Annotated in this window: 24 protein-coding genes, 4 pseudogenes and 1 riboswitch; of the genes and pseudogenes, 21 read left to right on the forward strand and 7 right to left on the reverse strand. The window is 65.8% G+C overall.

The window, feature by feature from the left end; translation table 11 throughout:
- Window positions 1-20: 20 nt before the first annotated feature.
- Both ACTIMF_RS00485 and ACTIMF_RS00490 read left to right on the forward strand, forming a co-directional pair.
- Window positions 21-647, forward strand: a complete 627-nt coding sequence (locus tag ACTIMF_RS00485) for a DUF6777 domain-containing protein (RefSeq protein WP_442348305.1) — start codon at window positions 21-23, stop codon at window positions 645-647.
- Window positions 648-761: 114 nt separating this feature from the next.
- Window positions 762-1,340 carry a DUF2812 domain-containing protein gene (locus ACTIMF_RS00490; RefSeq protein ID WP_442348306.1) on the forward strand — a complete coding sequence of 193 codons (579 nt, stop codon included), beginning with the start codon at window positions 762-764 and terminating at the stop codon, window positions 1,338-1,340.
- A gap of 33 nt (window positions 1,341-1,373) precedes the next feature.
- On the opposite strand, the gene ACTIMF_RS00495 is transcribed toward ACTIMF_RS00490, so the two are convergent.
- Window positions 1,374-1,832, reverse strand: coding sequence for a TY-Chap domain-containing protein (locus ACTIMF_RS00495; protein ID WP_442348307.1), 459 nt, complete (start codon window positions 1,830-1,832; stop codon window positions 1,374-1,376).
- 280 nt (window positions 1,833-2,112) lie between these two features.
- Between ACTIMF_RS00495 and ehuB the strand changes: the two genes are divergently transcribed.
- The 6 genes from ehuB (at window position 2,113) to ACTIMF_RS00525 (ending at window position 7,310) form a co-directional block, all read left to right on the forward strand.
- Window positions 2,113-2,979, forward strand: coding sequence for an ectoine/hydroxyectoine ABC transporter substrate-binding protein EhuB (ehuB, locus tag ACTIMF_RS00500; protein WP_442348308.1), 867 nt, complete (start codon window positions 2,113-2,115; stop codon window positions 2,977-2,979).
- Between the two features lie 16 nt (window positions 2,980-2,995).
- Window positions 2,996-3,724: an ectoine/hydroxyectoine ABC transporter permease subunit EhuC gene (gene ehuC / locus ACTIMF_RS00505; protein WP_442348309.1), complete on the forward strand. Its 729-nt coding sequence runs from the start codon at window positions 2,996-2,998 to the stop codon at window positions 3,722-3,724.
- 32 nt (window positions 3,725-3,756) lie between these two features.
- The gene (ehuD, locus tag ACTIMF_RS00510) at window positions 3,757-4,362 is read left to right on the forward strand and encodes an ectoine/hydroxyectoine ABC transporter permease subunit EhuD (RefSeq protein ID WP_442348384.1); all 606 of its coding nucleotides are present in this window, start codon (window positions 3,757-3,759) and stop codon (window positions 4,360-4,362) included.
- 34 nt (window positions 4,363-4,396) lie between these two features.
- Window positions 4,397-5,122 (forward strand): ectoine/hydroxyectoine ABC transporter ATP-binding protein EhuA, encoded by a 726-nt coding sequence (gene ehuA / locus ACTIMF_RS00515; protein WP_442348385.1) that lies wholly within the window; start codon window positions 4,397-4,399, stop codon window positions 5,120-5,122.
- A 289-nt stretch (window positions 5,123-5,411) separates the two neighbouring features.
- On the forward strand, window positions 5,412-6,755 hold the full coding sequence (gdhA, locus tag ACTIMF_RS00520) for an NADP-specific glutamate dehydrogenase (RefSeq protein WP_442348310.1): 1,344 nt from the start codon (window positions 5,412-5,414) through the stop codon (window positions 6,753-6,755).
- Between the two features lie 321 nt (window positions 6,756-7,076).
- On the forward strand, window positions 7,077-7,310 hold the full coding sequence (locus tag ACTIMF_RS00525; RefSeq protein ID WP_442348311.1) for a hypothetical protein: 234 nt from the start codon (window positions 7,077-7,079) through the stop codon (window positions 7,308-7,310).
- 111 nt (window positions 7,311-7,421) lie between these two features.
- Here ACTIMF_RS00525 and ACTIMF_RS00530 read toward each other — a convergent pair whose 3' ends face one another.
- From ACTIMF_RS00530 to ACTIMF_RS00540, 3 genes are all read right to left on the reverse strand, one after another.
- The gene (locus ACTIMF_RS00530; protein ID WP_442348312.1) at window positions 7,422-8,156 is read right to left on the reverse strand and encodes a hypothetical protein; all 735 of its coding nucleotides are present in this window, start codon (window positions 8,154-8,156) and stop codon (window positions 7,422-7,424) included.
- Between the two features lie 121 nt (window positions 8,157-8,277).
- On the reverse strand, window positions 8,278-8,955 hold the full coding sequence (locus ACTIMF_RS00535; RefSeq protein ID WP_442348313.1) for a hypothetical protein: 678 nt from the start codon (window positions 8,953-8,955) through the stop codon (window positions 8,278-8,280).
- A gap of 10 nt (window positions 8,956-8,965) precedes the next feature.
- The gene (locus tag ACTIMF_RS00540) at window positions 8,966-9,775 is read right to left on the reverse strand and encodes an acyl-CoA thioesterase (protein ID WP_442348314.1); all 810 of its coding nucleotides are present in this window, start codon (window positions 9,773-9,775) and stop codon (window positions 8,966-8,968) included.
- Window positions 9,776-9,823: 48 nt separating this feature from the next.
- On the opposite strand from ACTIMF_RS00540, the gene ACTIMF_RS00545 reads away from it, so the two are divergent.
- From ACTIMF_RS00545 to ACTIMF_RS00565, 5 genes and pseudogenes are all read left to right on the forward strand, one after another.
- Window positions 9,824-10,393 carry a TetR/AcrR family transcriptional regulator gene (locus tag ACTIMF_RS00545; RefSeq protein WP_442348315.1) on the forward strand — a complete coding sequence of 190 codons (570 nt, stop codon included), beginning with the start codon at window positions 9,824-9,826 and terminating at the stop codon, window positions 10,391-10,393.
- Window positions 10,394-10,756: 363 nt separating this feature from the next.
- Window positions 10,757-11,296 carry a helix-turn-helix domain-containing protein gene (locus ACTIMF_RS00550; RefSeq protein WP_442348316.1) on the forward strand — a complete coding sequence of 180 codons (540 nt, stop codon included), beginning with the start codon at window positions 10,757-10,759 and terminating at the stop codon, window positions 11,294-11,296.
- Entirely contained in the window at window positions 11,286-11,774 is a 489-nt protein-coding gene (locus tag ACTIMF_RS00555) for a YbaK/EbsC family protein (RefSeq protein WP_442348317.1), read from the forward strand. The genes ACTIMF_RS00550 and ACTIMF_RS00555 overlap by 11 nt, the downstream gene beginning before the upstream one ends.
- Before the next feature lie 154 nt (window positions 11,775-11,928).
- A pseudogene (locus ACTIMF_RS00560) lies at window positions 11,929-13,613 on the forward strand (2-isopropylmalate synthase).
- Window positions 13,610-14,002, forward strand: a pseudogene (locus ACTIMF_RS00565) (helix-turn-helix domain-containing protein); the annotation flags it as partial. The pseudogenes ACTIMF_RS00560 and ACTIMF_RS00565, both read left to right, overlap by 4 nt.
- Here the strand turns inward: ACTIMF_RS00565 and ACTIMF_RS00570 are convergent.
- Window positions 13,996-14,577, reverse strand: coding sequence for a TetR/AcrR family transcriptional regulator (locus ACTIMF_RS00570; RefSeq protein ID WP_442348318.1), 582 nt, complete (start codon window positions 14,575-14,577; stop codon window positions 13,996-13,998). The pseudogene ACTIMF_RS00565 and the gene ACTIMF_RS00570 overlap by 7 nt on opposite strands.
- Window positions 14,578-14,644: 67 nt before the next feature.
- On the opposite strand from ACTIMF_RS00570, the gene ACTIMF_RS00575 reads away from it, so the two are divergent.
- The 6 genes and pseudogenes from ACTIMF_RS00575 (at window position 14,645) to ACTIMF_RS00600 (ending at window position 21,216) form a co-directional block, all read left to right on the forward strand.
- Complete coding sequence (locus ACTIMF_RS00575; RefSeq protein ID WP_442348319.1) at window positions 14,645-16,024, forward strand: MFS transporter; 1,380 nt, start codon at window positions 14,645-14,647, stop codon at window positions 16,022-16,024.
- A pseudogene (locus ACTIMF_RS00580) lies at window positions 16,021-16,287 on the forward strand (leucine zipper domain-containing protein); the annotation flags it as partial. The gene ACTIMF_RS00575 and the pseudogene ACTIMF_RS00580, both read left to right, overlap by 4 nt.
- A 198-nt stretch (window positions 16,288-16,485) precedes the next feature.
- Window positions 16,486-16,575: riboswitch (SAM riboswitch) on the reverse strand.
- A 192-nt stretch (window positions 16,576-16,767) separates the two neighbouring features.
- The gene (locus ACTIMF_RS00585; protein ID WP_442348320.1) at window positions 16,768-18,645 is read left to right on the forward strand and encodes an acyl-CoA dehydrogenase family protein; all 1,878 of its coding nucleotides are present in this window, start codon (window positions 16,768-16,770) and stop codon (window positions 18,643-18,645) included.
- A gap of 27 nt (window positions 18,646-18,672) precedes the next feature.
- The gene (locus tag ACTIMF_RS00590; RefSeq protein ID WP_442348321.1) at window positions 18,673-19,668 is read left to right on the forward strand and encodes an oxygenase MpaB family protein; all 996 of its coding nucleotides are present in this window, start codon (window positions 18,673-18,675) and stop codon (window positions 19,666-19,668) included.
- Window positions 19,669-19,708: 40 nt separating this feature from the next.
- On the forward strand, window positions 19,709-20,350 hold the full coding sequence (locus tag ACTIMF_RS00595) for a TetR/AcrR family transcriptional regulator (RefSeq protein WP_442348386.1): 642 nt from the start codon (window positions 19,709-19,711) through the stop codon (window positions 20,348-20,350).
- Window positions 20,351-20,364: 14 nt separating this feature from the next.
- A complete protein-coding gene (locus ACTIMF_RS00600; protein ID WP_442348322.1) occupies window positions 20,365-21,216 on the forward strand; it encodes an LLM class flavin-dependent oxidoreductase in 852 nt (283 codons plus the stop codon).
- 2 nt (window positions 21,217-21,218) lie between these two features.
- Here the strand turns inward: ACTIMF_RS00600 and ACTIMF_RS00605 are convergent, their stop codons facing one another.
- Window positions 21,219-21,491 carry a hypothetical protein gene (locus ACTIMF_RS00605; protein WP_442348323.1) on the reverse strand — a complete coding sequence of 91 codons (273 nt, stop codon included), beginning with the start codon at window positions 21,489-21,491 and terminating at the stop codon, window positions 21,219-21,221.
- A 258-nt stretch (window positions 21,492-21,749) separates the two neighbouring features.
- On the opposite strand from ACTIMF_RS00605, the gene asnB reads away from it, so the two are divergent.
- Window positions 21,750-23,588, forward strand: a complete 1,839-nt coding sequence (gene asnB, locus ACTIMF_RS00610) for an asparagine synthase (glutamine-hydrolyzing) (protein ID WP_442348324.1) — start codon at window positions 21,750-21,752, stop codon at window positions 23,586-23,588.
- Between the two features lie 69 nt (window positions 23,589-23,657).
- Window positions 23,658-24,146, forward strand: a pseudogene (locus ACTIMF_RS00615) (enoyl-CoA hydratase-related protein); the annotation flags it as partial.
- Here the strand turns inward: ACTIMF_RS00615 and ACTIMF_RS00620 are convergent.
- The gene (locus tag ACTIMF_RS00620; RefSeq protein WP_442348325.1) at window positions 24,128-25,405 is read right to left on the reverse strand and encodes a lipase family protein; all 1,278 of its coding nucleotides are present in this window, start codon (window positions 25,403-25,405) and stop codon (window positions 24,128-24,130) included. The pseudogene ACTIMF_RS00615 and the gene ACTIMF_RS00620 sit on opposite strands and share 19 nt — an antisense overlap.
- Between the last annotated feature and the right edge of the window lie 92 nt (window positions 25,406-25,497).

A 25,497-nucleotide genomic window follows, 5' to 3' on the forward strand; every position in this document is an offset into this window, starting at 1 on the left:
GCCGAAAGAGCCGCCGCCGGATGACCTTGGTGCTCTCGGCTATCGTCGCGGTCCTCGTCGTCGCGGTCGGCCTCGGGGCGGTGAAGCTGCACCAGGACAAGACCGGGAACATCTTGATCCCGGCGTTGAGCCTGCGGGCGGCCGACGACCCGGGACCCGACCCGTTCACCGACTCCGTGGTCTTGCGCAACCAGATCGATCCGCCGACTATCGCGCCGCGCGGTGCGAGCGATCGCGGCGTCCGAGCAGTCAGCGGCACCACGCCCGGCCTCTACGGGACGACCGGGAGCGCGTCGTGCGACACAGCAGCGCTGGGCACCTCCCTGGCCAATGATCGCGCCGCGGGCGACGCGTGGGCCAGCGTCTTCGGTATTCGACGCGTCGACACCCCGTGGTACCTCAACACCCTCACGCCGGTCGTCCTGACGGCCGACACCTGGGTGACGAACCACGCGTACCGCAGCGGGATGCCTGCACCCTTCCAGTCTGCATGGCAGACCTTGGTTCCGGTGGCGACGGAGACCTCGGAGACGACTGCACCGACGACCACCGAAGAGCCGACGACGACCGTGGAGCCGACACCAACGGAGACGGAGGCTGCGACCGAGACCACGGAACCGGAGTCGAGCGCGGCGTCGGCGGAGTAACCCCCGATGATTGAGACGGTTCGTGATTGTCGTCTCAATATCCTTGACCCCGGTACACGGCGAGGTGAGAGTCGGTAGGAGACACCATTCCTACCGACTCTCCGGAGGCACACCGTGAGCACGACTGCGACGTCTTGGCTGGTACCTGTTCGTCACCCGTCACCCGATGACCTCGAGCTGTGGCTGGAGAAGAAGGCGGCTCGCGGTGAAATCCTCAGCACGGTCGACGCCTGGAGTCCGCTTCGGATGAAGTTCGAGAAGGGCGACGCCAGTCGCTACCGATACGCACTCGAGCGCCGCGACCAGCCGGTGCCTGCCCTCTACTTCAGCGCGCGCGAGGAGATGGGTTGGGAACGAGTCGGCAACTTGTCGAACATCCACGTGTGGCGGCGCGCGTACACGGCCGAACGCCCGGCCGGGTTCATCGGCAACGACCTCGGACGCCGAGCCGCCCTGGTCGGCGTCGGGCTGAGCGTCGTCGCTGTCATCGCGTTGATCGGGGCGATCGCACTCGGCGTGATCGCCGGCCTCGCGGACTTCGCCGCGGCGGACGACTTCTGGATTCCCACGGCGGTGCTCGGCGCGGTCGCTGTCGTCGCCGGGGCTACCGCACTGGTCATCGGCGCATCCCGCCGTTCGGCCGCTGTCGCAGAGTCGGAGACACCGAGCGATCGCGAACTCGTCCGCTCCTGACGTCTGCCACCACCGTCCGCCAGGGCCGTGCAGTTACGGCGTGAAGAACCGGGCCGTCTGATCTTGATCGCCCGTCAGGTATGCGGGGTCGGGGACGTCCCACACCACACGGAACGCGTACTCGACCGCGACGGCAGCGGCGTCGACGTGTCGGCGGTCGAAGTCGATGGCAATCGTGTCGTCGCCGTGCACCTGCCAGCCCTGGGACCGCAACAGGTCGACGCGGGCCGACCGATCTGTCGCCGCGTCGGCGAGTCGTCCGGTCTCGACGACGAGTTCGAGTGTGTCGTCGGTCGTCGCGACCGCTTCGGCGTGCGCTGTCGCGCCCTCGTGATCGGCCATCATGTCGTAGACGGTGAACCGGTGCCCGGCGGTCAGATCGGCAAGATAGTCAGCCAACCGGATCCGGAAATCCCGCCATCGTGAATCGAGTTCGGCGTCGTACGCGGACTCGTCGAATCCGTTTACGTCCTCGGTGATCGGATCTGTCACAACACACTCCCGCGTCGGCGAAACGTGGCTTGCATCTTCAACCGTAGTCTCACCTCGATCCGTCATGGGCGGATTCGACGCAGCCTCTCGCGCTCGTCGCCGGTTCACTATGCGCAAGTGTCGATTTCGCCGCGAACATCACCCAAATGTGGGTACGGTCAGTTCACCCGAAGAGTCGACACTGCGAAGTTGTGCGGTTCTTGGGAACATTACGAGACTCGGGCGACCTGCCTAGGCGGTCACAGTGCCGCGGTCGGCGTCCACCAGGGAGAACGCGACCATGAGAATCAAAAGCGCCGCCTTACTGACCGCCGCAGTCCTCGCGACGACCGCCGTCGCAGGCTGCACGAAGACTGACTCCGGCGACACCGACACCCTTGCGAGCCTCCGCGACGCCGGTACGGTCACCGTCGCGTACGCCGATGAAGCTCCGTACTCGTTCGACAAGGACGGCGAGGTGACCGGCGCGACGATCGCGCTGCACCGCGAAGTCTTCAAGCGCCTCGGAGTCGACGAGGTTAAGGGCGTCAAAACCGATTGGGCCGGGCTGATCCCTGGTCTGAACGCGAAGCGGTACGACCTGGTAAGTGCCGGAATGTCGATCACACCGGAGCGATGTGGACAGGCCGCGTTCAGCGTCCCCGAGATCAACTACACGACCGCGCTCATGGTCAAGCCCGGCAACCCGAAGAACTTGTCGGACATGAACTCCATCAAGTCGAGCGGCGCACAGATGGCCGCGATCACCGGCGCGATCGAAGCCAACTACGCCGACGAACTCGCGATCCCGAATCCGATGCTCGTGAAAGACCAGCAATCGGGAATCGATGCGGTGACGTCCGGGCGCGCCGACACCTTCGCCCTCACCGCGGTGTCGTTGAACTACGCAAAGGAGAACAACCCCGGCCTCGACGTCGAGGTGACCAAGCCGTTCATCGCCGTGATCAACGGCAAGGAACAGAACCCGGCCGGTGCGACGGTCTTCCGGAAGGACGACACCGAGCTGCGAGACGCGTACAACACCGAGGTGAAGAAGATCCTGTCCGACAAGGCCGAGTACATGCGGATCCTCGGGCCGTTCGGATTCACCGAGGAGAACATCCCCGACCCCTCGCTGACGACCGAGCAGCTGTGCGCAGGCGAGTAGCGGGCTCCACAGACTGGTGAACACCAATATCGACGACCTCGTCGACTCCCTCCCCCGGATCGGCGAGGGGATCGTCGTCACCCTCGAACTGACCGCAGGCGGTGGCCTTCTCGCATTCGTCCTCGCGCTCGCACTCGGAACCGTTGTGCGCGTTCGGTTCTTGCCCGTCCGATTCGTCGCGCGCGTCTTGATCGAATTTTTCCGCGGGACGTCGCTCGTTGTGCAGTTGTTCTGGCTGTTTTATGTGCTGCCGTTGCTCGGCTATCAGCTCGAACCGCCGTTCTGCGGAATCCTGGCCCTCGGGTTGAACTACGGTGCCTACGGTGCCGAGGTGGTTCGCGGCGCCCTCAACGCAGTGCCCGAAAGTCAGATCGAGGCGACCATCGCGTTGAACTTCACGCCGTGGCAACGGCTTCGGCTGGTGATCTTCCCCCAAGCGTGGGCAATGATGGTGCCGTCGCTGGGCAACCTGCTCATCCACCTACTCAAGGGCACAGCGTTCGCGTCGTTCATCATGTTGCAGGACCTGACGGCACGCATCGTCGACCTGCAGAAATCGACCGGCGACACGCTGTTCTCCTTCGGCATCGGCCTGCTCATCTACCTGGTCTTGGCCTACGTCGTGACGTTGGTCATCAACCTCGTCGAAGCGAGAGCCAAACACAAGCTGGGACGTGGACCGTCGTTGCGTGAGGTACTGAGCTTCCGTCCGACGACGGACGCCGCCGTCGGAGGTGGCCTGTGATCGACTGGAGCTGGCAGCGCGCCGAAGAGTCGATGCCGATCCTGTGGGACGGCTTCAAGATCACCTTGCTGGCGACGGCGATCGGCTTCCTGGTGGCTGCCGTCCTCGGCCTGCTGATCGCGGTGATCCGTCGTTCGGGTCCGCGCTGGTTGTCGATGCCAGTACACGCGGCGAGCGAATTCGTACGATTGACGCCCCTCGTGGTGCAACTCCTGTTCGTATACGCCCTGTTCCCGCAGTTCTCGGCGCTGTCGATCGGTGTGACCGTGCTCGGCGTCCACTACTCGAGTTATATGGCCGAGGTGTATCGCGCGGGCATCGAGGCGGTGCCGAAAGGCCAGTGGGAGGCAGCGCACGCGTTGTCGTTACCGCAGTTCCGAACGTGGCGCGCAGTGGTCCTCCCGCAGGTGATGCGGAACAGTCTGCCCGCGCTCGGCAACAACGCGGTCGCCATGTTCAAGGACACCCCCTACTTGTTCACCATCAGCGTCGTCGAACTGGTGACGGCCGCACAGACCTACGGTGCGTCGCAATTCGCCTACCTCGAGGCGTTCACGTTGGCAGGCGCCTTCTTCCTGGTGGCCAGCTACCCGACCTCCGTCCTGATCCGACAACTGGAGAAACGCCTTGCCTACTGATCTGACTAAACAGACGCCCGGCGGGCCGGGCGAGATGATCCGCTTCGACAACGTGGTGAAGAAGTTCGGCGACCACGTGGTGCTCGACGAACTCGACTTCACCGTCGACCGCGGCGAGAAGGTGACGCTGATCGGGCCCAGCGGGTCCGGCAAGACGACGATCCTGCGGCTGCTGATGACCTTGGAGAAGATGACCGAGGGCGACATCCTGGTGGACGGCGTGTCCCTCAACCAGAAGGAGAAGAGTCTGCGCGAGGTGCGCAAACGCATCGGGATGGTGTTCCAGCAGTTCAACCTCTTCCCCAATATGGATGTTCTCAGCAATATCACCGAGGCTCCCGTCCACGTTCTCGGACAGAGCCGGGGCGAGGCGCGGACACGGGGAAACGAACTCCTCGAGATGGTCGGCCTCAGCGACAAGGCGCACGCGCATCCCAGCCAGTTGTCGGGCGGACAGCAGCAGCGCGTCGCGATCGCTCGATGCCTCGCGATGAATCCGGAAGTGATGCTGCTCGACGAAGTCACGTCCGCACTCGATCCCGAACTGGTCGACGACGTGCTGTCGGTTCTGCGCGACATCGCGACGAGCACCGACATCACGATGCTGATCGTCACGCACGAGATGCGCTTCGCGCGAGAGGTGTCCGACCGCGTGATGATGTTCGACGCCGGCCGCATCGCCGAGACGGGACCGCCGGCGCAGATCTTCGAGGATCCGCACAGCGACCGGACCAGAGCGTTCCTCAAAGCAGTCCTGTAGCGCGGCCGTCGGCTGCCATGATCAGGCCACAGCACCCTTCGTTCACGAGGCAACGCGAACGATCCGCCGTTCCGACGCACTCCGCTCTGCGTTTCGCGTGCGTCTCGCGCTTGTTTCTACTCCGTGTCTAATCCCACATTCCAAGAGCGAAGTTTCACGTGATCGTTACACGCGGCTACAGTTACACGCGGAATCGCCCGGCGACCGATACGTGTTACACGCGTTCGCCGAGGTCGAGGGACGTCGCAATGGCGGGACGTCACTCAATTTCTAGTAGAGAGAGTTGCCTATGAGTACCTGGGATCCCCAGCTCCAGGAGATCTTCGACGCCGTCGACCGCCGCAACCCGGGTGAGCCCGAGTTCCAGCAGGCAGTACGCGAGGTCTTCGATTCGCTGAGCCCGGTCGTGGCCAAGCACCCCGAGTACGCCGACGTGCTCACCCGGATGTGCGAACCAGAACGCCAAATCATCTTCCGCGTGCCGTGGACCGATGACCAGGGAAACGTCCAGATCAACCGCGGCTTCCGCGTCGAGTTCAACTCAGCGCTCGGACCGTACAAGGGCGGACTGCGGTTCCACCCGTCGGTCAATCTGTCGATCGTCAAGTTCCTCGGCTTCGAGCAGATCTTCAAGAACTCCCTGACTGGTCTGCCCATCGGCGGCGGCAAGGGCGGCTCGGACTTCGACCCAAAGGGTCTGTCCGACCTCGAGATCATGCGCTTCTGCCAGTCGTTCATGACCGAGTTGTACCGCCACATCGGTGAGTACACCGACGTGCCCGCGGGCGACATCGGTGTCGGCGGCCGCGAGATCGGCTACCTGTTCGGCCAGTACAAGCGCATCACCAACCGCTACGAGTCCGGCGTACTGACCGGCAAGGGCATGTCGTGGGGCGGCTCCCAGGTGCGACCTGAAGCCACCGGTTACGGCGCGGTGTTCTTCGTCGACGAGATGCTCAAGTCCAAGGGCCAGAGCTTCGACGGCAAGCGAGTCCTCGTCTCCGGTTCGGGCAACGTCGCGACCTACGCGATCGAGAAGATCCACCAGCTTGGCGGCACTGTGATCGGCTGCTCGGACTCGTCGGGCTACGTCATCGACGAGAAGGGCATCGACCTTGAGATCCTCAAGGAGGTCAAGGAGGTCCGACGTGCCCGCCTGTCGGAGTATGTAGAGCTGCGCGGCAACGGCACCAAGGTCGGCACCGAGGGCTCGCTGTGGCAGGTTCCCGCCGACATCGCGTTCCCGTGCGCCACGCAGAACGAGCTCGACGCCGCAGACGCCGAGAGCCTCGTGAAGAACGGCTGCACCATCGTGGCCGAGGGCGCCAACATGCCGACCACGCCGGACGCCATCAAGGTCCTGCAGGCTGCAGGCGTCGGCTACGCGCCGGGTAAGGCTGCCAACGCAGGCGGTGTCGCAACCTCGGCGCTCGAGATGCAGCAGAACGCCTCGCGTGACTCGTGGAGCTTCCGTTACGCGGAGGAGCGTCTCAACGCGATCATGCGCGACATCCACAACAACTGCCTGACCACCGCCGACGAGTACGGCGATCCGGGCAACTACGTGACCGGCGCCAACATCGCCGGCTTCGTGAAGGTCGCCGACGCGATGCGGTCGCTGGGCGTCATCTGATCTGGACTCCCCGTACGTGCGACGTGCGGACTCACGTGGCCGCCGTACCCTCTCAATGGCGCGAGGGGACGGCGGCCATCGTCATTTCGGTAGCCATTGTCATCGGGCGCACTACCAGCGAACTATTAACTTCTGTCCCACCTATAACTTTCGACTCACCGTGGGCTATTCGACTGGAACCCCCCGGCAGGAGGGCTGACCAGCCCGTATACGGCGACCTTCGGTTTCGATTTGCTGCACGGTTGCTCCACTGGTGGAATCAAGGCGGGGAAACGCTCCGCCGACGAAGATCCGTCGGTAGACGAAACAGGGGGTTTGGTCATGGGAGGAAACGGTCAACACCGACGGCAGGGTCTGGCGTCGGAGGTCTCCGCGATAACGGCGCACGGATCACCATCTCTGCGTGTCGCGATCTTGCAAGTCAGCGTTCTGATCGCAGTCGCCGTCGCGATCGTGCTCGCGGTCGTCGCCGCTCCAGCGCAGGCGACGACCGCTGACAGCCCGGACGGTCGACTCGTTCACGCCGTGCACCCGGGCACGGCCGATGAGCGATGACGCCGCGCACACGCTCGCGCTCGCACTCCGACTGATCATGGTGATCGCGACGGTGCTGGCGCTCGGAGCCGTACTGTTCGCCGGGCGATGATCAGCGGAGGTCGGCAATGACTACGTCTCGTCGACCGCTTTCTGAACGGCCTTGACAAACACCTCGTCGAAGCCGGCGCGGTCGATCGAACCCGACGGGTTCGGCGACGACGCCTGCACCGACACGGTGTAGCCGTTGACCTCGGCGTAACCGGCGATCATGTGTTGCGTCACCGACTGAGTGCCGACCTCAGACACAGTCGTCATATCGACGACGAGGGTGTCATCGGCACTCGTCTTCGGGCCGTCGATCAGCTTCTGGTCGACGGTCCCCTTCACCGACTGGCCTTCGACAGACATGTTCATCGTCAGGTGGGCGCAATCGCCACTGACCTGTGTTCGGTACTGCTCCAGCGACGCCGTCGAGACACCGACGCTCTCGGCGATCATCGACTCCGTCCCCTTCATCGCGACCGCGAGTCCCAGATCGTCTGCATCGACGGTCGGCGGGACGGCACTGAGTTGCAGACAGTGCGACGGCGTGATGTCGGCGGACCGCGTGCTCTTGAGGATCGTGTCCACCATCTGCTGAGTCTGACCGCGTGGCACCTCCTGCACTTCGTAGCCAGCCGGAAACTCACCGGCGCCCAGTACGAGTTGGCGAGCCTTGGCCGGATCAGCAGCCGACGGCGTGCTCTGCGACCCAAGTGAACCGGCCGCGACCGGGGAGCCGTCGGTCCCACACCCGGCGACCAGACCGATCAGACCCGCACCCGCCACACACGCGCCCAGCGTTCGCTTCAACCTGACACTCACGACCGACTCCCTCATCCTCGACTTGGCATCGTTCTCACTCGGCGGGGTCTCGTCCCTGCAAGATGTCGCAACCCTACGGCGACGACTGTACGAGCATCGGTTGTCCGAATGGTTCTCTTCGTCAGCCCGACGCGGCGACCTTCCGCACGGCGGCGGCGAGGGTCGCGTCGAAGGCCGACCGGTTCGGCGCCGAGCCATCGGCGTTCACCGCCTGCACCGTGACGAGGTAGCCGTCCACGGGCACGCGCCCGATGACGAGTTCCCGGGATTCCCCACCCTTGTCGGGAAAGGTCGACACCTGCCGGAACACGACACCGCGATGGCCGTCGACGGTCGGCGTCGTGACGTCTGCGTTGGTGATGTCGAGGGTCGTTCCGCTCGCTGCGCCGGTCGTCACTTCGACGTGCACTCGGGCGCACTCCCCGGTGACGGCTGCGCGGAGCGTCGCGTCGTCGACGCTCGACGCGGTGACCGACTGACTCAGCGTCGACTGACCGTTGGACGCGACCACACGGCCCGTCTTCGCGACATCGGGTGCGTCGTCGTCCGACGTGCACCTCGCAGGCGTGACGGTAGCGTCCTTGCGGCTGTCGTCGAATTGCTCGGAGATCGCGCTCTCGGCATCCTTCCCGAGCTTCACGACGCTGTAGCGCGCGGGAAACTCGCCGTCGGTCAGTGCCGAGTCGAGCGCGCGCTGTGTCTGTGGGTCCACCGACTCCGGCTGCCCGCACGCCGCTAGCGTCGCAGCGAGTGCGGCGCCGGTGAGGACTGTGGCGACTGCCCGAGAGGTCTGCGACATGCAGATCAATCTACTGTGCGACGTCCTTGTAGTAGACGAGCTGGTGGGTGGTGGCGAGCAGGACGTCGGCGTCACCCCAGATCTGACCGTACTGGTCGAAGTGGCCGTTGCCGAACCGAGCGCCTCGTGCGGTCGCCCTGACCGCATTCGCGCCTTGTGCGGCGAGCTCGCCGCGGGTCGCGTGGAAGTAGGTGGTCAACGAGATCGTGCCGGCGGGCATGTAGGTCCCATGCCGAAGGAACACGCGGGGAAAGAAGGCGTCGGTCATCGAGGTGAGCGCCGGGAAGTCGAGTGGGCGCGGCGGTTCGTCGCGCAGCCAGAGCGTGGACGTCGAATCGTCGCTCGCGGCCTCAAGACTTCCGGTGACGAACCGCTTGTCGTAGTTGCGGGCCCACGCGATGAAGTCCGGGAAGTCCACGGCCGGCACATCGTCGACAGGAGGCAGTTGCGGTGCGTCACCCTCGGTGTCGCCCCAGGTGTCACGTCGCACGCCGAGCACCGCGGTGCCGGAGGCGACGACCTGATCGTTCTGGTCGATGGTGAACGTCCAGTGCTGATTGGTCCGGTTGGTGCGGATCAACACGAGCGCGAGATCCCATTCGCCTTCGGCGATCGGTGCCGCGTAGTTGATGGTGAGCGCGAGCGGCTCACCGAGCGCTTCGGGGTGCTCCTGCAGCGCACGGACGACGGTGGCCGCGGTGACCCCGCCGAACGGCCCGACCATGTTGTTGTAAGCCGGGTGCGTGGTGGCACGGACGACGTGGCCATCGGTCTTGTCGAGCCGGGCGACGGCGGTTGCTTCATCGAAGACGTGGGTCATGTCTTAGAACCATACATACCAATCGTTCTACTGCGCTAGGCTGTGGGCATGCCCACCCCGTCCGTACACGACCGACTGGTGTTGTCGGCGGTCACGATGCTGCGCACGCACGGTGCCGACGGATTCGGAATGGCTGCGCTCCTGGAACACAGCAACGTCGCGAGACGTTCCATGTACCAGCACTTTCCGGCCGGAAAGGGCGCCCTCCTCTGCGAGGCGACCGCCGTTGCGGGCAAGGCCCTGTGCGGCCAACTCGCGGCCCTCCTCGCCGAACACGACGCGATGGACGCGTTCGATCTGTGGGCCGACTACTGGAAATCGGCCCTCACCGACAGCGACTACACGCTCGGCTGTCCGCTCGCCGCGGCGTCGTTGAGCGCCCCGGAGTATCCGGACGCCGCCGCCGAGGCCGCAAGAGCGTTCGAGCGGCTCGCGTCGATCATCGGCGACGCGCTGGAGCGTGAAGGCCACGACGCCGAGCGGGCCCGAGCCGCGGGGAGCGCGATCGTGTCGGGGATCGAAGGCGTGATCATCGTCGCGCGTGCCACGAGGTCCGTCGAGCCGTTCGACAGCTTCGTCGCGCACACTCGCGCCACGTGGGGTCGCAGGCCGCACTGACCGACCCGATGCTCGTCCTGCCGTTCTGGGAAATCGGCGCCGTTCAATTCGTCGTGCTCCTCGTCGGCGTCACGTTCACCGTCGTACGGCGTGGGGCCCGGCCGCCACTACTCTGCGACTCTGCCGTGACAGCGGACCCTATAACCGGTTCCACCGTTCATCCACTGGTGACCCTGGCCGAGCTCCGTGGACTAGTTGTTGCTGGCCATGAGGTTGTTTACGGCCCGGTGTTCAAGCGTCCCAGTCGAACGCGTCTTTCGGTCATCGAGGCGGGCCCTGGGTAGCCGGCTGGGTCGGTTCCTGGGGCTGGATGCGTCTGCTACTGTTCTGTTATCAGAACGGTGGTGATGCGTGAACGAGTCAATGGGCTCCAAACTGCGGCGGCTTCGTGGTGAGCGCGGCATGTCTTTGTCGGAGCTGTCGCGGCGAAGCGGGATCGGCAAGGGCACCATTTCGGAACTCGAGAACGATCGCCGGGGGGCTCGGCTGGATACGCTCTTCGCGTTGACGACCGCTTTGGGCGCTCCCCTCGGCGCGCTCCTGTCTGACGATGCCGCCGCTGAGACCGAACCTGTCGCTGGTGCGTCGGTTAGTGCAGTCTTGCTTGACCGTTGGACGATCAGCTCCGGTTTGGTGGAGGTCTATCGCGCGACCCTGGCGCCGGAGCGGCAGGACTCGCTCGCCCATGCTGCGGGGGTCGAGGAGACCGTCACGGTCGTGCGCGGGCGTGTCTGCGTCGGGCCGGTCGGCGCCGAGCGGGAGTTGTGCGAGGGCGAGAGCCTGCGCTACACGGGCGCGGCCTCGCACATGTTCCAAGCGTGCGGACGCTCGGCCGAGGTCGTCCTGCTCATGCACTACCCCCAGCATCTCTCCGAGGAAGGAAGTATCCGTCATGACCGATGACCAACAGTTGCCCGAGCGCAGCCGGATTGTGCAGCAGTACCTGATCGAGGCCGGCCTCACCGCCCGTGTGCGGGAACTGCCGGACTCGACCCGCACCGCCCCCGAGGCGGCGGGCGCATTGGGCTGCGAGGTGGGGGCGATCGCCAGCAGTCTCCTGTTCCTCGCCGACGGCGACCCGCTGCTGGTGATGACCAGCGGCCGGCACCGCGTGGACACCGGCATTCTTGCGGGCCAGGTGGGCGCGGCCGTGATCGAGATGGCCAGCGCGAAGCGGGTCCGCGCCGTCACGGGGCAGGCTATCGGCGGGATCGCCCCGGTGGGGCATCCGGCGCCGCTACGCACCGTGGTCGACGCGACGCTAGGGGACTACGACACAATTTGGGCCGCCGCCGGCACCCCGCACACCGTGGTCCCGCTGACCTTCCCGCAGCTCACCGCGCTCACCGGCGGCCAGCAGGTTCAGGTCGCATCGCGCTGACGGCCGGCCGCCGGTCAGCCCATCGTCTGCGTCTGCCAACACCGCATCGAAGGAGGAGCCCGATATGACCAGCGCAACGTTCTCCCACATCTCCACCCCGGCCGGCTCTGTCCCCGCACACGCACCCGCGTGGAACCGACAACGGCACTCGCAGATGCCGTCCCACCGCTACCAGGACGTGTACTCCCGCGTGGGGGTGCCACTCACCGAGCGTGACTGGCCCACCCGGCGCCTCACCGGTGCGCCACTGTGGGTGCCGGTGGACCTCCGCGACGGCAACCAGGCCCTGGCCGAGCCGATGGACCCGCAGCGCAAGCGCCGCTTCTTCGAGCTCATGGTCCAGATGGGCTACAAGGAGATCGAGGTCGGCTACCCCTCCGCATCCCAGACCGACTACGACTTCATACGGCTCATCGCCGAGACCGACATCGCGCCGGACGACGTCACGATCGTCGTCTTCACACCCGCCCGGCGCGAACTCATCGAGCGCACCGTCGAATCCATCCATGGCATCCGCAACCCCGTCGTCATCCACATGTACACCGCCACCGCGCCTATCTGGCGCGACGTAGTGCTCGGCAAAAAGCGTGCCGAGCTGCGCGAACTGATCCTCGTCGGCGGACGCGACGTGCTGGAGCTCGCCGGGCACATGCCGAACGTGCGGTTCGAGTTCTCGCCGGAGGTGTTCAACCTCACCGAGCCGGACTACGTCATCAACGTCTGCGACGCCATGACCGAGCTGTGGGACGCAACGACCGAGCGCCCCGTCATCCTCAACCTCCCGGCCACGGTCGAGGTCGCCACGCCGAACGTGTACGCCGACCAGATCGAGTACATGCACAAGCACCTCGCGCGCCGGGATTCCGTGATCCTCTCCGTCCACCCGCACAACGACCGCGGCACCGGTATCGCCTGCGCCGAGCTCGCAGTCCTCGCCGGCGCTCAACGCGTCGAGGGGTGCATCTTCGGAAACGGTGAGCGCACCGGCAACGTCGACATCGCCACCCTGGCCCTGAACCTGCACGCACAGGGCATCGACCCGATGATCGACTTCTCCGACATCGACGAGATCCGCCGCACCGTCGAATACTGCAACCGCATCGAGATCCACCCCCCCGGCACCCCTACGTCGGCGACCTCGTCCACACCGCCTTCAGCGGCACCCACCAGGACGCCATCAAGAAGGGCTTCGTCGAGCATCGCGCCCGCGCCACCGCCGAGGTGCGGCCGGAACAGGACATCGACTGGCAGGTGCCCTATCTGCCAATCGACCCGGCCGACATCGGCCGCAGCTATGACGCCGTCATCCGCGTCAACTCGCAGTCGGGCAAGGGCGGCATCGCCCATCTGCTGGAAACCGATTACGGCATCAAGCTGCCCCGCCGGCTCCAGATCGACTTCGCCCGCCACGTCCAGCAGCACACGGATGCGACCGGCAGTGAAGTCACCACCGAACAGTTGTGGGACATCTTCCACCTCACCTACCTCGCCACCCCGACCGAGACGCCTGTCGAACTTGCCGGCTTCGACACAACCAGCCAGACCACGACCATCACATTGCGAGCCAGCGGCATCGAACACACCAGCAGCCACGGCGGCATCGGCCCGGTCGAGGCGCTCACCACAGCCCTCGCCCAGATCGGGTTCGCCATCGAGATCCTGGACCTTCACCAGACCAGCACTAGTGCCGGCAACGACAGCGAAGCAATCACTCTCATCGAGTACCGCGACGATCGCGGTACCAAATGGGTCGCAGGCAAACACCGATCCGTGCTCACCGCCACCCTCACCGCCATCGTGAACACGACGGCGGCCAAGACGGTTCCGCTCGCGGAGTGAGCAGCCACCGGAACGCGCCCCTCACCCCTGAGGAGCGCACACGGCTAATCGAGCGCTGCCGTACCCGTCCGATCGCGCACGTGGCTGCGGAGATAGGCATCTCGCGGGCGACCGCGTCGAAATGGGTCAACCGGTACCGCAAGCTCGGGCTGCTGGACCGCCCGTCCGCTCCAGTCCGGCAGCTGACTGCGACACCCGGTGAGACGGTGGCGCGGATCGAGTCGATGCGGCGGGAGAAGAAGTGGCCGGCATCGCGAATCGACCCCAACGGCCAGACGAACCGCGAGGCCAAGAAGATCACCGCCAAGTATCCCGGGCACATGGTCCATCTAGATGCTGCGGGGCAGGAGGTTCATGACGGTCGCAAAGGACGTCCTCGCGGTCATGGGGATAGTTGTGGTCCGAGTCGTTCGAGGTAGTTCTTGATCAGCGTCTGGGCGTCGGCCTCGGAGAGCTGTCCTGTCATAACCAGTGTCCCGACTCCGTGGGCCAATGCCATTACTTCCAGTGCCAGGCAGTGTGCGGCCGTCGCGCTAAGGCCACTGGACTTCAGGACGCCGGCAAGGTGGTCTCCAAGCCCGCTCAGATGTCTCTGATAGGCCTGCCCTGCCATGTTGGGGTCGGTGAGCGCCAGAGCCTCCATGGAGACGCCGACGCGGTGGAAATCTTGGCTCGCCCGATCTGTTGGTAGCGCCTCGTCGTAGAAGGCTTTGATGACCTCGAGCGGCGACTGGCATCCCCACTGTCGGGCACGAGCCTGCCACCGTTCGACGCTCTGGTCGGCAAGGCGATCCAGCACGGCACCGAGGAGCTCATCCTTGGTGCTGCCGTAGTACTGGACGAGTCGGAGGGATACGCCTGCTTCGGCGGCGACGGCTCGCATGGTGACGGCGTTGAGCCCGCCACGGGCCAGGAGGCGCTCGACGGCCTCCATGATCTCGGTTCTGCGCGTGGACTCCGCCATCCAAGACTCCTTCCATTCCATCGATGATACGCTCGTACCAGATGATACGAACGTATCAAGGAGCGGTATGTCTACCCGGTTGCAGCGGCTCGGGCTCTGGACATCCTGTCTGGCTCAGCTGATCGTGGTACTGGATGTGTCGGTGGTGAATGTCGCCTTGCCCTCGATCCAGGCCAACCTCGGACTCTCCGGGGTTGCCGCGTCGTGGGTGGCGATGGCCTACAGTCTCGGCTTCGCTGGATTGCTCCTAGTCGGCGCGAGACTGGCCGACGTCGTGGGCACCGCGAGGCTGCTCGCCTGGAGCGTGGCGGCATTCACCCTGGCGAGTCTCATCGGAGGTCTCGCGACGGAAGGCTGGGTGCTCATCGCCGCCCGTGCCGCACAGGGCATCTCTGCCGCTGCGGCGTCTCCGGCGACGTTCACCTTGCTGACGACCACCCATGCTGAGGGCCCGGAACGAACGCGAGCCATCGCTGTCTGGACCGCGGTGAGCCTGGCCGGGGGCGGATTGGGCAACATCGCCAGCGGGTTGCTCACCGATCTAGTCTCCTGGCGAGCCACCTTGTTGATCAACCTCCCCATCGGGGCCGGTATCGTCATCGCGGCCCTCGTTCTCCACCGACGGACCCCCGCACAGCGCAGCACGGGGCGCATCGACTTCATCGGCGCGGGGCTGGCAACAGCCTCATTCACGGGCGCCATATACGCGCTGTCCGTCGCAGGTGAGGGAGCCTCGGGTGGCCTTCTAGCCGTAGTGGGATCGCTCGCGGTCGCGTTGTTCGTCCTGCTCGTCCTTCAACAGCGCCGCACGTCCCACAAGCTCGTGCCAAGCGATCTCGCACGAGACCGGCTGATAGTCCTCGGCAATATTGCGACCGCGTCGACAGGGGCATGCTTCCAAGTCGGCCTGTGGTACTTTCTGACGTACCGGATGCAGACTCAGTTTGGCTATTCGCCGATCCAGGCCGGTCTGGCGTTCCTCCCTCTCACCGCGAGCATGCTGGTCGTGAACCTCTGGTTCACGCCGCGCCTGATGAAACGACGCGCACCCCGGGTGCTTATCGTGGCCGGTGTCGTCATCGCCGTTCCTGGACTGATCTGGCTCACAGTCGTCGACGGCGGGTCCTTCGCTGTCGCCGTCCTGGTTCCCACCGTCACGATTGGGATCGGCGGTGGCCTGATGAACACACCGCTCGCCACGCTCGTCACCACAGGTGTTCGTCCCGAACATGCTGGCGCAGCCTCTGGCCTGATGAACACTGCGAAGCAGTTCGGCGGCGCGATCGGCCTCGCAGCCGCGACCGCCGCCGCGGCTATCGCCGGCACCGACAGAGCCGCCTTCGTCTTCATGTCCGTAGCGCTCCTCGCCGTGATCGCCACGGCGGCCGCAATCCCCGCCCAACGCAGCGAACCACAGCCCGCCAAGACGACAGGGAGAGCGTCGTGACTCACGCCAACGCACCATTGAGTATCGAAGGCCGCCGTCGGCTGGTTGAGCGATGCAAGACCCGGCAGATCGCCCACGTGTCGACCGAGATGGGCATCTCTCGGGCATGCGCCTCAAAGTGGGTCAACCGGTGGCGACGTCACGGCGACACCGGGCTTCAAGACCGCTCGTCGACTCCATATCGGAGTCCGCACGCGACACCCGCCTGTCTGACGAAAAGGCGAGCCACCGCAACGGAGATCCTGGCCCGAGCCAAGGTCTGGTTCATCCCGCTGCTTGGTCGAAGTGCTCGGCCCCCGCCCGGGCGGCGCGCCCGGGTGTCGAATGTCGCGGTCATCGTGCACCTTCCCTGTCCGGACTGTCGCTGGACTTCGTTCGATCTCAGTCGACCCAGGGGCGCTGGACCGGCACACGTCCATCGATCATGAACGGGCGAAGAACCGGCGGAGTCGCCCGCGGCGGGTTCATCGTCTCTGGCATTAGCACCTTGTGGAGAATCCACGGTTGCTGCGGCGTCAAAGAGCCAGCCTCTCGGCCGCTCGTGATGAATGTCTGTGCATTGGAAATCTATGCGCGGCACGCCTTGCCATCAATGCCCGACACTGCGGTCACCGGATTCCCGTGCAGGTCGGAGCCTATTGATCGGCGCGCACGTAATCGTGGGCCTTCTCACCGTCGACACGTAATGCTACGTTAGTGTAGGAATTGGTCCTACACGACTGTAGGAATCTGAGAAGGGCGCCATGGAGATCTTCAATCCGACGACGCAAACGTTCGACGAGTTCGACTCTGCGACGCAGCGCATCCTGCGCGGCACCGTCGACTACTTCGAGGGACTCGGCAAGGCGCGACTGCTCGCCGACAATCGGGACCGGGTCTGGTACCAGGACTTCCTCGACTTCAACCGACGCGAGAGGGTGTTCGCCACGTTCCTGACACCGGAGGCGATGGCGGACGGTGATCCGGACAAGCGCTGGGACACTGCTCGCAACGCGCGGATGAGTCAGATCCTCGGCTTCTATGGCATGCAGTACTGGTATGTCTGGCAGGTCACCGTGCTCGGCCTGATGCCGATCTGGCAGAGCACCAACCCGGCGGCGCGCAAGCGTGCAGCCGCGAGCCTCGAGCACGGTGACATCTTCGCGTTCGGCCTCTCCGAGCAGGCACACGGCGCCGACGTCTACTCCACCGACATGCTGCTCGACCCCGCCGATGACGGCGGATTCGTCGCGAACGGCGGCAAGTACTACATCGGCAACGGCAACGCGGCTCGCATGGTGTCGGTGTTCGGTCGTCGCAGCGACGCACCCGTCATCGACTCGGCAGACACGACGCACCGCATCACCGATGACGAGTACGCAGGCTACATGTTCTTCGCCGCGGACTCTCAGCACGCCGACTACCGGCTGCGCAAGAACGTCGTCGATTCACAGATGTATGTCGCCGCCTTCGACCTGCAGGACTACCCCGTCGACGCCGACGACGTCCTACACACCGGCCGTGCGGCGTTCGACGCGGCCATGAACACCGTCAACGTCGGCAAGTTCAATCTCGGCTTCGGCGCGATCGGCGCATGCGAGAACGCCATGTACGAGGCGCTGACCCACTCGGACGACCGCATCCTGTTCGGCCACCGTGTGACTGAGTTCCCACAGGTCAAGGCACTCGTCTCCGACAGCTACGCCCGACTGGCCGGGATGAAGATGTTCAGCGAGCGCGCCGTCGACTACATGCGATCGGCCGACCTCGACGACCGCCGATACCTGTTGATCAGCGCGATCGAGAAGATGTCGGTGACGCGCACCGGGATGAAGATCTACGAGGACATCGCCGACGTGATCGCCGCGCGCGGCTTCGAGAACGACATGATGTTCCCCGGCGGGCTCACCTCCATGTTCGGTCTGCCGCGCCTGGAGGGCACCGTCCACGTGAACATGGCGCTGTCGCTGAAGTTCATGCCCGCGTACATGTTCAGCCCGTCCGACGTCGGGCTCCTCGTCCTCAAACACGTTCCGGCAGCGGCCCCGTTGACCGGAGTGCTACGGCGGGCAGGAGCGCTCGCAGCGGGAGTGGTGCCCCAGCTACGCGCCGACGCCGCAATGGCCGCCGTCCGCGAGGTGCCGGTGCGGCGCGAATCCGCCGACGACTCGTTCCTGTTCCGCCAAGGGCCGAGCTCCGGTCTCGGAAAGATCGCGTTCGGAGACTGGCGCCCTGTGTTCGACGGGTTCGCTCACATCCCGAACGTCGCGGTGTTCACCCAGCAGGCGCTCGCCTTCCAAACGCTCCTCGCCGCCGCCGAACCGACGGCCGCGCAGCGCAGCGACGTCGACTTCCTGTTCTCCATCGGCGAACTGTTCACGATGATCCCGTACGCCCAGCTCGTCCTGGAGCAGGCGCGGATCGAGGGCGCGGACACCGACGTCCTCGACCATCTCTTCGACGTCTTCGTCCGCGAGTTCTCTCGGCACGCAGTCTCTCTGCACACCAAGCCCACGGCGACGACGTTGCAGCAGACGCGCGCGCTCGACCTCGTCCGGCGTCCCGTCCCCGACCTCGACCGCGCCGACCGTGTCCTGCATCGGGCCCGCGGACTCGCCGGCGCGTACACGATGAAGCCGTGACCTGCGACTCTTATCACTGGAGGAACCATGACTGAACAGACCACGTCCCGACCGGCTTTCGGCGCGCCGACGATGCCGCTGCGCGCGACCGACTACGGCTTCTTCGGCCCCGGCTCCCCAACCTGGAAGGTGTGGACGGCGCCGACCGCATTGATCGGCTTCCAGCGGGCCGTCACACTCGAGCACTTCGACCCCGATCTGACAGCGTCGGTCGCCGACGTCGGCGGCATCTACAGCGACCCGTACGGGAGGCTGGACCATACGTTCGCGTACTTCCTGATCGCTGCGGTCGGCGACAGCCGAATGGCGGTCTCCGCCGCCGACCATCTGATGAAGGTGCACGCGGCGTCCACCGGGATCGAGCCGATTTCCGGGAAACGGTACAACGCTAACAATCCCGCGTCGCAGCTGTGGATCCATGTGACGGGCTGGCATTCGGTCCTCAAGTGCTACGAGATGTACGGGCCGGGCACGTTGACGCCGGACGAGGAGCAGCGGTTCTGGGCCGACTGCGTGGTGGCCGCCGAGTTGCAGACGTGTCGCCCATCGGACGTGCCGACGTCGCGCGACGAAGTACACGACTACTTCGAGTCGGTCCGGCCGACTCTGTGCGTATCCGAACGCGCACGACGCGGCATGCACTACCTGCTGCACACGCCGCTCGACCGCGGGCCGCGGGTGTGGGCGTCGAGCCGCCTCGTCGCACCGGCCGCGATCGCGACGCTGCCGAAGTGGATGCGGACACTCGGCGGGTTCGACCAGCCTGCCGCCGTCGACGTCGCCTACCGGGCAGCGACGCGGGCCGCGGTGAGCAACATGTCCCGAAGCCCAGAGTTGATGGACCGGCTCGTGTCGAAGGCGATCGGACCGATGACCGGCGGGCTGTACCGCCAGCATCGCCATGCGGGGACACCGACGTTCGCGCATACGGTGACCGTCGCCGATGCACGCGCGAAGTACCTCGGTGCCCCCGGCGGAGCCGGAACCGCTGCCTACCCCGACGGAGTCGGAGCTTCTCACTGAACCGTAGGGTGGGAGGTTGCTTCGACGAATCGAGCGGGAGGTGGGTGTGGCGGTGGTTTCTCGCACGTCACGGACGCGTGCACCGCACCTCGGTCCGGGCCGCCGCCGTCCGCAGATCTTGGATGCGGCGTTGGAGATCGCCAGCCGCGACGGCATCTCATCGGTGACGATGGCCGCCGTCGCATCGGCTCTCGACGTGACCCGGCCGGTCGTGTACGCCGCCTACCCGAGCCGGTCGGAGATCCTCGGCGCGTTGATCGCGCGGGAGGAGACCTACCTCGGCGAAGCTCTGTCGAGCATTCTCCGCGACCGCCGCGTGAACGCGACCGAATCGGTGTTCGTCGAAGGGTTCCGGTCGCTGCTCGAAGCAGTCGACGCACGGCCGGAGTCGTGGCAGCTCCTCTACGGGAACCCGGATGCGGAGGTGACGGACCTGTTCGGTCGGGGCCGCGCATTCGTACTCGCCCGCTGCTGCGATCTTCTCCGTCCGACGCTCGCCGCGTGGGGGACGCAGGACGCAGACCGAAAGCTGCCCGCACTCGTCGAGTTCTGGGTGTCGTCGGGCGAGGGAGCAGTCCGGACACTGCTCGCATCACGGGAGGCGGACGACGGCGCGTGGACGCCGTACAACCTCGGTGCGTTCGTCGGCGCGGCGGTGTACCGCGGACTCCGCGGAGCCTGACTACTCTGGCCACCATGCGATACGGGATCTGCATCCTCCCCGACATGCCGTGGCGTACGACCCGCCCGCTGTGGCGACGCGCCGAGGAGATGGGATTTCACCACGCGTGGACATACGACCACCTGGTGTGGGGCGGACTCCCCGACTCCCAGTGGTTCTCCTGTATGCCGACATTGACCGCGGCGGCCGCGGTCACGTCCCGCATCGGCCTCGGCACGTATGTGGCGTCGCCGAACTTCCGTCATCCGGCGGCATTCGCGCGTGAAATCCAGACCGTCGCGGACATCTCCGAGCGCCGGCTGCTCGTCGGGCTGGGCGTCGGCGGATCACCCGACTCGGGGATTCTGGGGCAGCCGGAGCTGCCCGTGCGACGACGCGTCGACCGCTTCCAGGAGTTCGTCGGCGTCCTCGACCGCACCCTGCGTGACGACCACGTCACCGTCGACGGTGACTTCTTCGCCACGCGCGACATGCGTCTGGTCGGCGGCGAGGTCCGTTCGCAAGTGCCGCTTATCCTCGCGGGCAACGGGCCTCGCTCGGTGCGGTTCGCAGCCCGGAACGGCGACGGCTGGGTGACGACGGGTTCGGCCGCGGACACCCTCGACTCGTGGTTCGCCGACGTCGCCGCCAATCACGACCTGCTCGTCGAAACCGCCGCGGGGCGGAGTATCGACACGTATCTGTCGCTCGACTTCGCGCCCGTCTCCCCACTCGCCTCGGTCGGTGCGTTCGACGATCTCGTCGGGCGCGCCACCGCGGTCGGGTTCAGCGACGTGATCGTCCACTGGCCGCGCGAGGACGCACCTTATCGCGGCGACGTCACGGTGCTGGAGGAGGTGGCATCACGTCTGAGTACGAATCCGTGAGTTCAGTTCCCTGAGCGAGCGTTCACGAAGTTCACTGCGAGGTAGGCGCCGTAGAGGCCTAGACCGACGAAGCCGATCTTGCGGGTCTGCGGCACCGCGATGGCCGCGCCGATCGCCGTCTCGAGGCCGCCGTTGATCTTCAGCGCGGTCTCTGTGTCGTCCGGGAACGCCGCCTCGGTTATCCCCCGGAAGGCGTCAGGCACGGCGAAGTGCGCAACGCCAGTGGCGGCGAGGCCGGCCCCGGCCAGGGTGACAAGACGGTTCGACTCAGACATGGTGTCCTCCCCCTCATGGCGCCGTCGACGACGGCAGTTGTGTCATGCTACCCGTGCCCCAGACCGAGCACCTGGTTCGACACGAATCGACGTGCCTCGCTGTCGATTCCGGAATTGTTCGGATATCTCGCGTTCCCGTACCCGCGCATCGCCGGACGCACACATTCGTGATAGACCGGAAGGCGTAATTAGTTAGGCATTCGAATTAAATCGCGGCACGGCGACGTGCTCGACAAAACGAGATCAGGGGGTCTGTACATGTGTGGAATCGTCGGCTGGGTCGGCTTCGAGCGGGACATCGCGCGACAACGCGAGATCGTCGAGGCCATGACCGACACGATGCGATACCGCGGCCCGGACGATGCGGGAACCTACATCGCCGACCACGTCGGGCTGGGTCATCGCCGTCTCGCCATCATCGACCTGCCACTGGGCCGACAACCGATGACGCTGTCCACTCCGGCAGGCGAACTCGCCATCGTCTACAGCGGTGAGGCCTACAATTTCCGCGAGCTGCGCGCCGAGCTCACAGGACTCGGCCACCAGTTCACGACCGAGAGCGACACCGAGGTGGTCCTGCACGGTTACCTCCAGTGGGGGCCGGCCGTTGCCGAACGATTGAACGGCATGTACGCGTTCGCGGTGTGGGACGCTCGGACCGACCAGCTCGTCATGATCCGAGACCGCCTCGGCATCAAACCGCTCTACTACTCGGAGACCGACGACGGCGTCGTGTTCGGCTCCGAACCCAAAGCCCTGCTCGCGAACCCGCTAGTACCCGGCGACGTCGACGCCGACGGCCTCCGCGAACTGTTCGCGATGACCAAGAAGCCCGGCTGGTCGCTGTGGAAGCACATCCGCGAGGTAGAGCCGGGGACCATCGTCACCGTCGACCGTCGCGGCTGCTCCACCCGCACCTACTGGCAGCTTCCGACGCACGCACACGCCGACGATCTGGACACCACGGTCGATCACGTCCGCGAGCTCATGACCGACATCGTCGACCGTCAGCTGATCGCCGACGTCCCCCGCTGCGTCCTGCTGTCCGGCGGACTGGACTCGAGTGCGCTCACCGGCCTCGCCGCAGCGAAGCTGCACGCCGAAGGCGAACGCGCGCACAGCTATTCGGTCGATTTCACCGACCAAGAGGCGAACTTCACCCCCGACGGCATGCGCGATACTCCGGACTCGCCGTTCATCCGCGACGTCGCCGGTCGCGTCGATTCGCTGCACCGCGATGTCGTCCTGGACGCCGCCGAGCTCACCGACCCCGACGTCCGTCGCGCCGTCGTCGCCGCACGCGACATCCCGGCCGGACTCGGCGACATGGACAACTCGCTCCTCCTGCTGTTCAAGGCGATCCGGGAGCAGTCGACGGTCGCCCTGTCGGGCGAGTCCGCCGACGAGGTGTTCGGCGGCTACCGTTGGTTCTTCGACGAGACGTCGCGCAACGCCGAGACCTTCCCGTGGCTGGCCTTCTCCGGCACCCAGATGGACTCCCGCAGCGCCATGCTGACCCCGCATGTCCGCGACGTGCTGGATCTCGACCGATACATCGCCGACGAATATTCGACGGCGCTCGCCGGAATCCCCGCCGTCGCAGACGAATCAGACGTCGAGCGGCGCATGCGGGTCATCTGCCATCTCCATCTGACCCGATTCGTGCGCATGCTCCTCGATCGCAAGGACCGCACGTCGATGGCCGTCGGCCTCGAGGTGCGCGTCCCGTTCTGCGACCACCGACTCGTCGAATACGTGTACAACACGCCGTGGGCGTTCAAGACGTTCGACGGCCGCGAGAAGAGTCTGCTGCGCGCCGCCACTCGACACGTCCTCCCCCAGTCGGTAATCGACCGCACGAAGAGCCCCTACCCGTCGACGCAGGACCTCGGATACACCGAAGCGCTGCAGAAGCAGTTGTCCGAGATCGTCGGGGACGACAGCGACCTGTTCGGCATCGTCGAACGCGACGCGGTGCGCGCAATGTGCCGCGCCGACGCGACCACCGTCTCCGGGGAGCTGCGCAACCAGATGGATCGGGTGCTCGACCTCTACCACTGGTTCGACATCTACAAGCCGACGGTCGACGTGGCGTGACGCCGATCGGCCTGCGCTGATCGAGATGAGCGGGATGGCCTGCGCGGTGCCGAGTTCGACGATCGGTCCATGGCTCCTCACCCGAACGTGACGCTCACCGGACGTGGACCGGTGACCATCGTCGGCATCGACCGGCCCGAGGTCCGCAATGCTGTGGACCGTCCGACCGTGGCGGCCCTCGCCGCCGCGTTCCGAACGTTCGACGCCGACCCCGACGCGTCCGTGGCAGTGCTGCACGGGAGTGCGGAACCTTCTGTGCCGGCGCAGATCTGAAGACGATCGCCGCCGGATTCGGAAATGGTGTCGCCGAGGAGAGCACGGTGATGGGTGTCGTCTGCCGACGGTGGGGCGTGCCACTGATCGACGGCGGTACGGTGCGGCTGCCCCGCCTCATCGGCGCCAGCCGCGCGATGAACCTCGTCCTCACCGGGCGGCCGGTGACCGCGGCCGAAGCACTCGACATCGGCTTGCTGAACAGGGTCGTGGCCGACGACACCGGGCGGCACGGATCGTTCGGCGGGTAGCGAGTACTGGCCGCGCTACTGCGTACGCTCGGACCTGCGCAGATCGCGGCCGCACACGACGAGTACGACGACGAGCAGCAGTTCGACGACATTGACGAGCCATACGCGAGACAGCGCGATCGACCAGACGGTCGTCGTCTCCCCGGGCTCGGCCGTCCCCGGGAGCCCGGCCTCGCACCGGTCGTCGAGCCAGGCGATCGAGTGCGGCGCGGCCAACGGGTGCAGCAGGATGTGCTCGCTGAGCCGGTCACGGAGAAAGGTGACGTCGGCGCCCTCCCCCCGGTAGCGGTCCACCTGAGCGGCCACGTCGTCGACGCTGATCACCGGATCGTTCACGGACTGGGTCACCAGGACCGGCATGGCAGGAGCCCGCCCACCGAGTCGGATGTCGTCGAGAACCGTCTGCAGTCCGGGGTCGGCGAGAATCTCGGGCATCGTCAGATCGGTGAACTCGGAGATCTCATGACGCGCGAACTCCCCGATCGCTTGCATCGTCGACATGCCGGCCGCGCGCTCGAGTTCCTGCTTGCCGCGGTCGGTCCCGTGCACGTCGACCAACGCGCACACTTCTGGGTAGTTGCGGGCGAGAGCGGCGATCATGAGCACCGGAAGGCCGGCGAAGACAGTTCCGTTGAGCCGACGCAACGTCTCGCCGGGATCGCCCACCGGTGACCCCAAGACTGCGCCGATCACGTTGAGCTCTGGAGCGTATTCGGCCGCCATCTCGGCCGCCCACGACGAGGCGAGACCGCCGCCGGAGTATCCCCACAATCCGACTGGAATCGCGGAATCGGTGGCGGATTCATCGTTCAGAATCGCTCGGACGCCGTCGAGAATGTGGTAGCCGGGCTCCCGGGCGACTCCCCAATTCCCATGCAACCCTTCATGATCGGGAATCGATACCGTCCATCCGCGGCGTACGGCAGCGGCGACGAGAAGATACTCCAGGCGGGGCACCGAAACGACGAACCGGCTGCCGCGCTGGAACTCGTACGACGGGAACTGAGTGCTGTCGATCGCGTCGATCGCGCACTGGTACGACAGCACACGCGTCGGCACTGCGCGGCCTTTGCCGCGGACGACGGTGGTGACGGCGACTGTCGGCTCACCGTTCATCGTCGTCGAGTGATACAGCATCTGCGTCGCGTCGACGAGTTGGGGAACGACGCCGAGGAACCCGATCTCGACGGGTCGCGTCCTGATGATCGCGCCCGGCACGTCGTGCTCGAAATCAGCCGGCAACGCGTAGAACGGATCGTCCGCAGGGATCAACGGTCTCTGACGCTTCGACATGCGAACTCCCCCGGTCGGATACACGCTGAGCCGCCCAGTAACGAACGCGGCATCGTCGCGCGCGGGCGCTCGTCGAGTGTAGGGCACGGGCC

The organism is Gordonia sp. (in: high G+C Gram-positive bacteria) (assembly GCF_052106715.1).
In the GTDB taxonomy this organism is placed as follows: domain Bacteria; phylum Actinomycetota; class Actinomycetes; order Mycobacteriales; family Mycobacteriaceae; genus Gordonia.

What these genes read in the sequence shown, in the direction of transcription:
- ehuA (WP_442348385.1), top strand. Translation starts at nt 4,397, where the DNA reads ATGATCCGCTTCGACAACGTGGTGAAGAAGTTCGGCGACCACGTGGTG.
- ACTIMF_RS00605 (WP_442348323.1), bottom strand. Translation starts at nt 21,491, where the DNA reads ATGTCTGAGTCGAACCGTCTTGTCACCCTGGCCGGGGCCGGCCTCGCC.
- ACTIMF_RS00555 (WP_442348317.1), top strand. Translation starts at nt 11,286, where the DNA reads ATGACCGATGACCAACAGTTGCCCGAGCGCAGCCGGATTGTGCAGCAG.
- ACTIMF_RS00535 (WP_442348313.1), bottom strand. Translation starts at nt 8,955, where the DNA reads ATGTCGCAGACCTCTCGGGCAGTCGCCACAGTCCTCACCGGCGCCGCA.
- ACTIMF_RS00525 (WP_442348311.1), top strand. Translation starts at nt 7,077, where the DNA reads ATGGGAGGAAACGGTCAACACCGACGGCAGGGTCTGGCGTCGGAGGTC.
- ehuB (WP_442348308.1), top strand. Translation starts at nt 2,113, where the DNA reads ATGAGAATCAAAAGCGCCGCCTTACTGACCGCCGCAGTCCTCGCGACG.
- ACTIMF_RS00575 (WP_442348319.1), top strand. Translation starts at nt 14,645, where the DNA reads ATGTCTACCCGGTTGCAGCGGCTCGGGCTCTGGACATCCTGTCTGGCT.
- ACTIMF_RS00545 (WP_442348315.1), top strand. Translation starts at nt 9,824, where the DNA reads ATGCCCACCCCGTCCGTACACGACCGACTGGTGTTGTCGGCGGTCACG.
- ACTIMF_RS00600 (WP_442348322.1), top strand. Translation starts at nt 20,365, where the DNA reads ATGCGATACGGGATCTGCATCCTCCCCGACATGCCGTGGCGTACGACC.
- ACTIMF_RS00540 (WP_442348314.1), bottom strand. Translation starts at nt 9,775, where the DNA reads ATGACCCACGTCTTCGATGAAGCAACCGCCGTCGCCCGGCTCGACAAG.
- ACTIMF_RS00485 (WP_442348305.1), top strand. Translation starts at nt 21, where the DNA reads ATGACCTTGGTGCTCTCGGCTATCGTCGCGGTCCTCGTCGTCGCGGTC.
- ACTIMF_RS00620 (WP_442348325.1), bottom strand. Translation starts at nt 25,405, where the DNA reads ATGTCGAAGCGTCAGAGACCGTTGATCCCTGCGGACGATCCGTTCTAC.
- asnB (WP_442348324.1), top strand. Translation starts at nt 21,750, where the DNA reads ATGTGTGGAATCGTCGGCTGGGTCGGCTTCGAGCGGGACATCGCGCGA.
- gdhA (WP_442348310.1), top strand. Translation starts at nt 5,412, where the DNA reads ATGAGTACCTGGGATCCCCAGCTCCAGGAGATCTTCGACGCCGTCGAC.
- ehuD (WP_442348384.1), top strand. Translation starts at nt 3,757, where the DNA reads ATGCCGATCCTGTGGGACGGCTTCAAGATCACCTTGCTGGCGACGGCG.
- ACTIMF_RS00585 (WP_442348320.1), top strand. Translation starts at nt 16,768, where the DNA reads ATGGAGATCTTCAATCCGACGACGCAAACGTTCGACGAGTTCGACTCT.
- ACTIMF_RS00570 (WP_442348318.1), bottom strand. Translation starts at nt 14,577, where the DNA reads ATGGCGGAGTCCACGCGCAGAACCGAGATCATGGAGGCCGTCGAGCGC.
- ACTIMF_RS00550 (WP_442348316.1), top strand. Translation starts at nt 10,757, where the DNA reads ATGGGCTCCAAACTGCGGCGGCTTCGTGGTGAGCGCGGCATGTCTTTG.
- ACTIMF_RS00590 (WP_442348321.1), top strand. Translation starts at nt 18,673, where the DNA reads ATGACTGAACAGACCACGTCCCGACCGGCTTTCGGCGCGCCGACGATG.